Consider the following 6,986-nt stretch of genomic DNA (forward strand, 5'->3'; position numbering starts at 1 on the left):
GATGAGGCCCGCGCCGAGGCGCGTGAAGCCGGAAGGCTGGAGCTCGAATTGAGATTTGCGGGCATCGAAGCCGAGCGCGAAGCCGTGCGCGCCATGTTTCGCAGCGGCGAGATCAACGACCATACGTCGCAGGCGCTGTTTACCGAGATCACGCTCACCGAGGCATTGCTGAGGGGCCGGAAGGCGAGGAAATAACGACGCGCGGGCCTGGCTGGCGCAATCCGGCCAGCAAATTTCGCGTGGCAAACGTGGCGGGGCGAAAACAACTGTGTTAATGGCGCCGCGTGCAGGTTGCCCAAAAGTGGACAGCGGTTTGGGCAACGACATGCATAAACAAAATTGCCCCCGAACCCCGAGGATTTCAGGCTATGGCAACAGCAGCGGCAGTGTCGAACAAATTCGAATCCTTCTTCGAAACCACGCTGGCCGACGCCGATCCGGAGATTTTCGGCGCCATCCGCAACGAACTCGGCCGCCAGCGCCACGAGATCGAGCTGATCGCCTCGGAAAACATTGTTTCCCGCGCGGTGCTTGAGGCGCAGGGCTCGATCATGACCAACAAATATGCCGAGGGCTATCCGGGCAAGCGCTACTACGGCGGCTGCCAGTTTGTCGACGTGGCCGAGGAACTGGCCATCGAGCGCGCCAAGAAGCTGTTCGGCTGCAACTTCGCCAATGTCCAGCCGAATTCCGGCAGCCAGATGAACCAGGCCGTCTTCCTGGCGCTCTTGCAGCCGGGCGACACGTTCATGGGCCTCGACCTCAATTCCGGCGGCCATCTGACCCACGGTTCGCCGGTCAACATGAGCGGTAAATGGTTCAAGGTCGTCTCCTATGGCGTGCGCCAGGACGACCATCTGCTCGACATGGATGCCATCGAGAAGACCGCGCATGAAACCAAGCCGAAGCTGATCCTGGCCGGCGGCACCGCCTATTCCCGCGTCTGGGACTGGAAGCGTTTTCGCGAGATCGCCGACGCGGTCGGCGCCTATCTGATGGTCGACATGGCGCACATCGCCGGGCTGGTCGCCGGCGGCGTGCATCCGTCGCCGCTGCCGCATGCCCATGTCGTGACGACCACGACGCACAAGTCGCTGCGCGGCCCGCGCGGCGGCATGATCCTGTGCAATGACGAGGACATCGCCAAGAAGATGAATTCGGCGGTGTTCCCCGGCCTGCAGGGCGGCCCGCTTATGCATGTCATCGCCGCCAAGGCGGTTGCCTTCGGCGAAGCGCTGAAGCCAAGCTTCAAGGTCTATGCCGAGAGCGTTGCCGCCAACGCCAAGGCGCTCGCCTCCAGCCTCAAGGAAACCGGTCTCGACATCGTCTCCGGCGGCACAGACAACCATCTGATGCTGGTCGATTTGCGTCCGAAGAACGCCACCGGCAAGCGCGCCGAGGCGGCGCTGGGCCGCGCCAACATCACGTGCAACAAGAACGGTATTCCGTTCGACCCGGAAAAGCCTTTTGTCACCTCGGGCGTGCGTCTCGGCACCCCGGCCGGCACCACGCGCGGCTTCGGCCAGGCCGAATTCCGGGAGATCGGCAAGCTGATCGCCGAAGTGCTGGATGGTCTCAAGGTCGCCAATTCCGACGAGGGCAATGCCGCCGTCGAAGCAGCGGTCAAGGCCAAGGTCGTGGCGCTGACCGATCGCTTCCCGCTCTATCCCTATCTCGGCTGACGCGATAGGAAGTTTTGCGGCCTGCTGCAACGACAAGCGTCGTTTCAGCAGGCCGGGGCGACCGACAGGAGCCTTGATGATGCGACCATTTCGTTTCGCCGACCTTGGCGCCGTTGGCGCTCTGGCTGCTTTGATCGCCGGGCCTTTCCCCGGCAACGCCTTGGCGCAAACCGCCCCTGCTCAAGCCGCGCCCGCGCAACCCGCTCCTGCGCAACCCGCACCTCAGCCCGAGCCCGCGGCGCCCGCCCAGACGGCACCCAAGCTCGAAACCTTTGGCAGATGGTCGACCCTGGTCGACGAGGTCGACACCGGTGAGGATCTGCGCAAGACCTGCGCGGCCTCGACCGCCTTTATCGGCGCTGGCGGCGAGAGCGGCGTTCTGACGCTCATCATCACGAACGGCGATGCACTGCCGCCGGATGCCTACCCGTCCGTAACGATCGCCGTCGACAACAAGGCCTTGCCGGCCGGCAAGTCGGTTGCCGCCACTTTCGGCGACGACAAGGGCCGCGTCACTGCCAAGCTCCATTCCGATGGCGCCGTCAACGGCCGGCTCAGTTGGACCGTCGACAACCAGTCCAAGACCAGCCTGGCGCTCCTGCGCGCCATGCGCCGGGCATCGGTGCTTGACGTCTCCTTCGGCGATGCGCCGGTTGGAAGCATATCCATGGACGGCTTCACCAAGGCCTATCGTAGTCTCGGCGCATCGTGCGGGTTTCCGACCGCCGACGTTGCTCCCTGAAGACATCGGTACGCTGTGCGGCTGCTGGCGAGGCTGGCAATCCTGCTTGCGCCTCGCTATCTCTGAAGGGCGAGGGAGCTGTTGGCGACACTTTGCCATCGCTGCAAAAACCTCTAAGCCTTTCGCTTCACCAGATTCGCCAACCAAAGGCTTCTCCATGCGCTGTCCCTATTGCCAGTCGGAAGATACGCAGGTGAAGGATTCTCGCCCCGCCGAGGATGGCGCGGCGATCCGCAGGCGGCGCGTCTGCCCCGATTGCGGCGGCCGTTTCACCACCTTCGAACGCGTGCAGTTGCGCGACCTCGTCGTGGTCAAGAAATCGGGCCGCAAAGTGCCCTTCGACCGCGACAAGCTGTTGCGCTCGGTGGAGATCGCCGTGCGCAAGCGCAATGTCGATCCCGAACGCATCGACCGCGCGGTGACAGGCATCGTGCGCCAGCTCGAAAGTTCCGGCGAGACGGAGGTTGCTTCGGGAGAAGTCGGTCGCCTGGTCATGGAAGCGCTGAAGTCGCTCGACGATGTCGCCTATGTCCGTTTCGCCTCGGTCTACCGCAATTTTCGCGAGGCCAAGGATTTCCATGAATTGCTGGGCGAGCTCAAGGGCGACGAAGTCAAGGGTGAAGAGGAAGCCAGCTGAGCATGACTGCAAGCGAACAGGCCGCCCTTGATCGCCGCTTCATGGCGGCGGCACTCAGACTGTCGCGAAAAAATGCCGGGCGCACCGCGACCAACCCGTCTGTCGGTACGCTGATCGTACGCGATGACGGCAATGGTCCGATGATCGTCGGCACCGGCGTCACCGCTGTCGGCGGCCGTCCGCATGCCGAGACCGAGGCCTTGGCCGAGGCCGGCGACCTCGCGCGCGGCGCCACCGCCTACGTCACGCTGGAACCTTGCGCCCACCACGGCCGCACGCCGCCTTGCGCCAATGCGCTGGTCAATGCCGGCGTTGCGCGGGTCGTCGGTGCCGCCAGCGATCCCGATTCGCGCGTGTCCGGCAAGGGTTATGCGATCCTGCGCGCGGCCGGTGTCGAGGTGGTCGAGAAGGTGCTGGCGGCGGAAGCTGCCGAGCAGATGGCCGGCTATTTGATTCGATCGTTGAGAAAACGCCCGGAAGTGATTCTCAAGCTTGCGCTTTCCAGCGACGGCAAGATCGGCAGGGAAGGTGACGGGCAGGTGTCGATCACCGGCGATATCGCGCGCCGAGAAGTGTATCTGATGCGGGCTGAGGCGGACGCCATACTGGTTGGTATCGGCACCGCCCTTGAGGATGATCCGGCCCTGACGGTGCGTTTGCCGGGGCTTGAGAACCGTTCGCCTGCCCGCATCGTGCTCGACCGCCAGCTCAGGTTGCCGGAGGCCTCGAAGCTGGTTTCGGGCGTCGACCGGGTACCGCTCTATATCGCCGCTTGCCTGGAGGCCGATCCGCTGCGGCGGGCAGCACTCGAACGCGCCGGCGTGCGCTTCATCGGCACCGAGACGCACGAGGGCGGCGTAGCCTTGCCGGAACTACTCGAGGATCTGGCCGCGCTCGGCATGGCCAGCGTGCTGGTCGAGGGCGGCGCCAGGGTGGCGAGCGCTTTCCTGGCCGACGGGCTGGTCGACCGCATCGTGCTGTTCCAGGGACCGGATGCAATCGGCGACGACGGCATTGCATCGCCGATCGACGCCGACCATATCCCGGCAGGATTTCGCAAATTGCGCGACATGCGTTTCGGCGAAGACAGCTACGCCGAGTGGACAAGAGACCTCTAGGGATCAACACCGATGTTTACCGGAATTGTCACCGATGTCGGCACTGTCGCGTCCGTCAAGCCGCTCAGGGAAGGGGCGGGGCTGCGCATCGACACAGCCTATGACCCGCAGACCATCGCCATCGGCGCCTCGATCTCCTGCGGCGGCGTCTGCCTGACAGTCACGGCCTTGCCCGACAGCGCCTCGAATGCACGCTGGTTCGAGGTTGAAGCATGGGAGGAAGCCTTGCGGCTGACCACGGCCTCGGGCTGGAAATCCGGCACCAAGGTCAACCTGGAGCGGGCGCTGAAGATCGGCGACGAACTCGGCGGCCACATCGTTTCGGGCCATGTCGACGGCATGGCCGAGATCATCGAGCGCAAGGATGAGGGCGATGCCGTGCGCTTCACGCTGGAGGCGCCGCGCGACCTGGCGAAGTTCATTGCGCCCAAGGGATCGGTCGCGCTCGACGGCACCTCGCTCACCGTCAACAAGGTCGAAGGCGCGCGCTTCGACGTGCTTTTGATCCACCATTCGCTGACCGTGACCACCTGGGGTGAGCGCAAGGTCGGTGACCGCGTTAATCTCGAGATCGACACCATGGCGCGTTATGCGGCGCGGCTGGTCGAGGCGACGAAAGAGGGGCTTTAAGTGCTGCTGCACTCGACTTAATCAGTTTTAATCGCTATGATTAAATCTGATTGTGAGGCTCTGATGGATACAAAAGTAATCACCGCTCACGTTCCGCTGCCGCTGGCTGAAAAGGTAGATCAACTGGCTGCCCGCCTTGAGCGCCCACGCGGCTGGATCGTCAAACAAGCTCTTTCCGCGTGGGTGGATTTGGAGGAGGAGCGCCGACGGCTCACGCTTGAAGCAATGGCCGATGTCGACGCAGGACGGGTCATCGATCACCAGGCCGTGCAGGCGTGGGCTGAGAGTCTTGGTACCGACAAGCCACTGCCGGTGCCTCGTTGATGGAGTTGAAATGGACCAACAAGGCTTTGTCCGACTTGGTCCGGCTACATGATTTTCTCGTGCTAGCAAATGGCCCGGCGGCCGCACGTGCCGTGCAGTCGCTTACTGCCGCGCCGGCACGGTTGGTCGAATATCCGCGCATCGGTGAGAGACTGGAAGAGTTCGAACCACGAGAAGTGCGTCGCATTTTGGTAGGCAGCTACGAAATTCGTTACGAGATACAGAACACGACAATTTCTGTGTTGCGCCTGTGGCATACGCGAGAGGATCGATAGGACAGGAGTCCATCCAGCAATCTTCCGCTTGCGATGAACCCGGCTTCGGCCTAAGTCACCGGCAACTCCCCGGAGACTTTTATGGCTGGTACATCCCAACACGGCAAAGCCTTCATTCGTCCGAAGGCGAAGGCGCATCTGCTCATTGTCGAAGCGCGCTTTCACGACGACCTTGCCGACGCGCTGCTCGATGGCGCGACAAGCGCGCTCGATGAGGCGGGCGCGACTTATGACGTCGTCACCGTTCCAGGTTCGCTGGAGATCCCCGCGGTGATCACCTTTGCACTGGACGGCGCGACGGAAGGCGGCACACATTATGATGGCTTTGTCGCGCTCGGCACCGTCATCCGCGGCGACACCTATCATTTCGACATTGTCGCCAATGAATCCAGCCGCGCGCTCATGGATTTGAGCGTGCAGGACTCGGTCTGCATCGGCAACGGCATCCTCACCACCGAGAATGACGCCCAGGCCTGGACTCGCGCCAAGCGCTCGGAAGGCGACAAGGGCGGCTTTGCCGCGCGTGCGGCGCTGACCATGATTGCCCTCAAGGAACAATTGGGAGCGCGATCGTGAGCGAACCCGCTTCGCCCGGGCAGCCCGCGATGCGCCACGCCAACAAGCGCGGCGCTGCCCGTCTGGCCGCCGTGCAGGCGCTCTATCAGATGGATGTCGCCGGCAGCGGTGTCTTCGAGATCACCGCCGAGTACGAGGCGTTTCGCCTTGGCAAGGAAGTCGACGGCGCGCTCTATCGCGAGGCCGATGCGCAATGGTTTCGCGCTATCCTGGCGGGTGTCGTCGAGAACCAGAAGACCATCGATCCGATCATCCGCCAGGCGCTGACCGAGGACTGGCCGCTGTCGCGGCTCGATTCGACGCTGCGCGCCATCCTGCGCGCCGGTGTCTACGAACTGATGAAGCGCGAGGATGTCCCGGTCGCCGTCATAGTCTCCGAATATGTCGACATCGCCAAGGCCTTCTACGAGGAAGACGAGCCGAAGCTGGTCAATGCCGTGCTCGACCGTGTGTCACGCCGGGTGCGTGGCGAGGGGCGCGGCAAGGACGCATCATGACGGCAATCGCCGTCGAGGCAGGCAGCGAGGCGCGCCGCACGGCGCTGATCCTGGCCGCATCGCAGGCGATCATCGGCTCGGCGGCCCCCATCGCCATCTCCGTGGGCGCGCTGGCCGGGCAATATCTGCTTGGCCCCGACAAATCATTGGCGACAGCGCCGATCACCGGCTTCAACATCGGCGTGGCGCTCGGCGCGCTGCCCGCAGCGGCCATCATCCGCAGAATGGGCCAGCGCGGCGGCTTCATGACCGGAACGATCGTCACGGCGCTTGGCGGCCTGATCGCCACGCTTGCGCTTTTTCAAGGGAGCTTCTGGCTGTTTGCCTTTGGCTTGCTCACGATCGGTGTCGGCGGCGCCTTCGTCCAGCAGTTCCGCTTCGCCGCCGCTGACAACGCACCGCCGGAATTCAAGGCGCGCGCCATCTCCTTCGTGCTGGCCGGTGGTATCGTCACCGCCATCCTCGGGCCGCAGATTGTTATCTTCACCCGCGAATTGTTGGCGCC

The 6,986-nt window shown here is 63.7% G+C and carries 10 protein-coding genes and 1 pseudogene; all 11 read left to right on the forward strand.

Annotated elements, in window-relative coordinates:
* Positions 1-195 (forward strand): annotated as a pseudogene (locus tag EOA22_RS20150) (Na+/H+ antiporter); the annotation flags it as partial.
* Positions 196-368: 173 nt separating this feature from the next.
* The gene (gene glyA / locus EOA22_RS20155) at positions 369-1,682 is read left to right on the forward strand and encodes a serine hydroxymethyltransferase (RefSeq protein WP_013532252.1); all 1,314 of its coding nucleotides are present in this window, start codon (positions 369-371) and stop codon (positions 1,680-1,682) included.
* A gap of 76 nt (positions 1,683-1,758) precedes the next feature.
* Positions 1,759-2,424: a hypothetical protein gene (locus EOA22_RS20160; RefSeq protein WP_024504683.1), complete on the forward strand. Its 666-nt coding sequence runs from the start codon at positions 1,759-1,761 to the stop codon at positions 2,422-2,424.
* A gap of 157 nt (positions 2,425-2,581) precedes the next feature.
* Positions 2,582-3,061, forward strand: a complete 480-nt coding sequence (gene nrdR, locus EOA22_RS20165; protein WP_013532250.1) for a transcriptional regulator NrdR — start codon at positions 2,582-2,584, stop codon at positions 3,059-3,061.
* A gap of 2 nt (positions 3,062-3,063) precedes the next feature.
* Complete coding sequence (ribD, locus tag EOA22_RS20170) at positions 3,064-4,179, forward strand: bifunctional diaminohydroxyphosphoribosylaminopyrimidine deaminase/5-amino-6-(5-phosphoribosylamino)uracil reductase RibD (RefSeq protein WP_063167764.1); 1,116 nt, start codon at positions 3,064-3,066, stop codon at positions 4,177-4,179.
* A gap of 12 nt (positions 4,180-4,191) precedes the next feature.
* Positions 4,192-4,809, forward strand: coding sequence for a riboflavin synthase (locus tag EOA22_RS20175; RefSeq protein WP_063167765.1), 618 nt, complete (start codon positions 4,192-4,194; stop codon positions 4,807-4,809).
* Positions 4,810-4,872: 63 nt separating this feature from the next.
* Positions 4,873-5,133, forward strand: coding sequence for a ribbon-helix-helix domain-containing protein (locus EOA22_RS20180; protein ID WP_013532247.1), 261 nt, complete (start codon positions 4,873-4,875; stop codon positions 5,131-5,133).
* Complete coding sequence (locus EOA22_RS20185) at positions 5,133-5,408, forward strand: type II toxin-antitoxin system RelE/ParE family toxin (protein ID WP_013532246.1); 276 nt, start codon at positions 5,133-5,135, stop codon at positions 5,406-5,408. The genes EOA22_RS20180 and EOA22_RS20185 overlap by 1 nt, the downstream gene beginning before the upstream one ends.
* A gap of 81 nt (positions 5,409-5,489) precedes the next feature.
* Positions 5,490-5,984, forward strand: a complete 495-nt coding sequence (ribH, locus tag EOA22_RS20190) for a 6,7-dimethyl-8-ribityllumazine synthase (protein ID WP_063167766.1) — start codon at positions 5,490-5,492, stop codon at positions 5,982-5,984.
* Entirely contained in the window at positions 5,981-6,481 is a 501-nt protein-coding gene (gene nusB / locus EOA22_RS20195; RefSeq protein WP_013532244.1) for a transcription antitermination factor NusB, read from the forward strand. Before ribH ends, nusB begins: the two co-directional genes overlap by 4 nt.
* Positions 6,478-6,986: MFS transporter (locus tag EOA22_RS20200; protein ID WP_127390166.1), on the forward strand; the 509-nt coding region annotated here is incomplete at its 3' end. The genes nusB and EOA22_RS20200, both read left to right, overlap by 4 nt.

This window comes from Mesorhizobium sp. M7A.F.Ca.US.014.04.1.1 (assembly GCF_003998745.1).
GTDB lineage: Bacteria > Pseudomonadota > Alphaproteobacteria > Rhizobiales > Rhizobiaceae > Mesorhizobium > Mesorhizobium ciceri.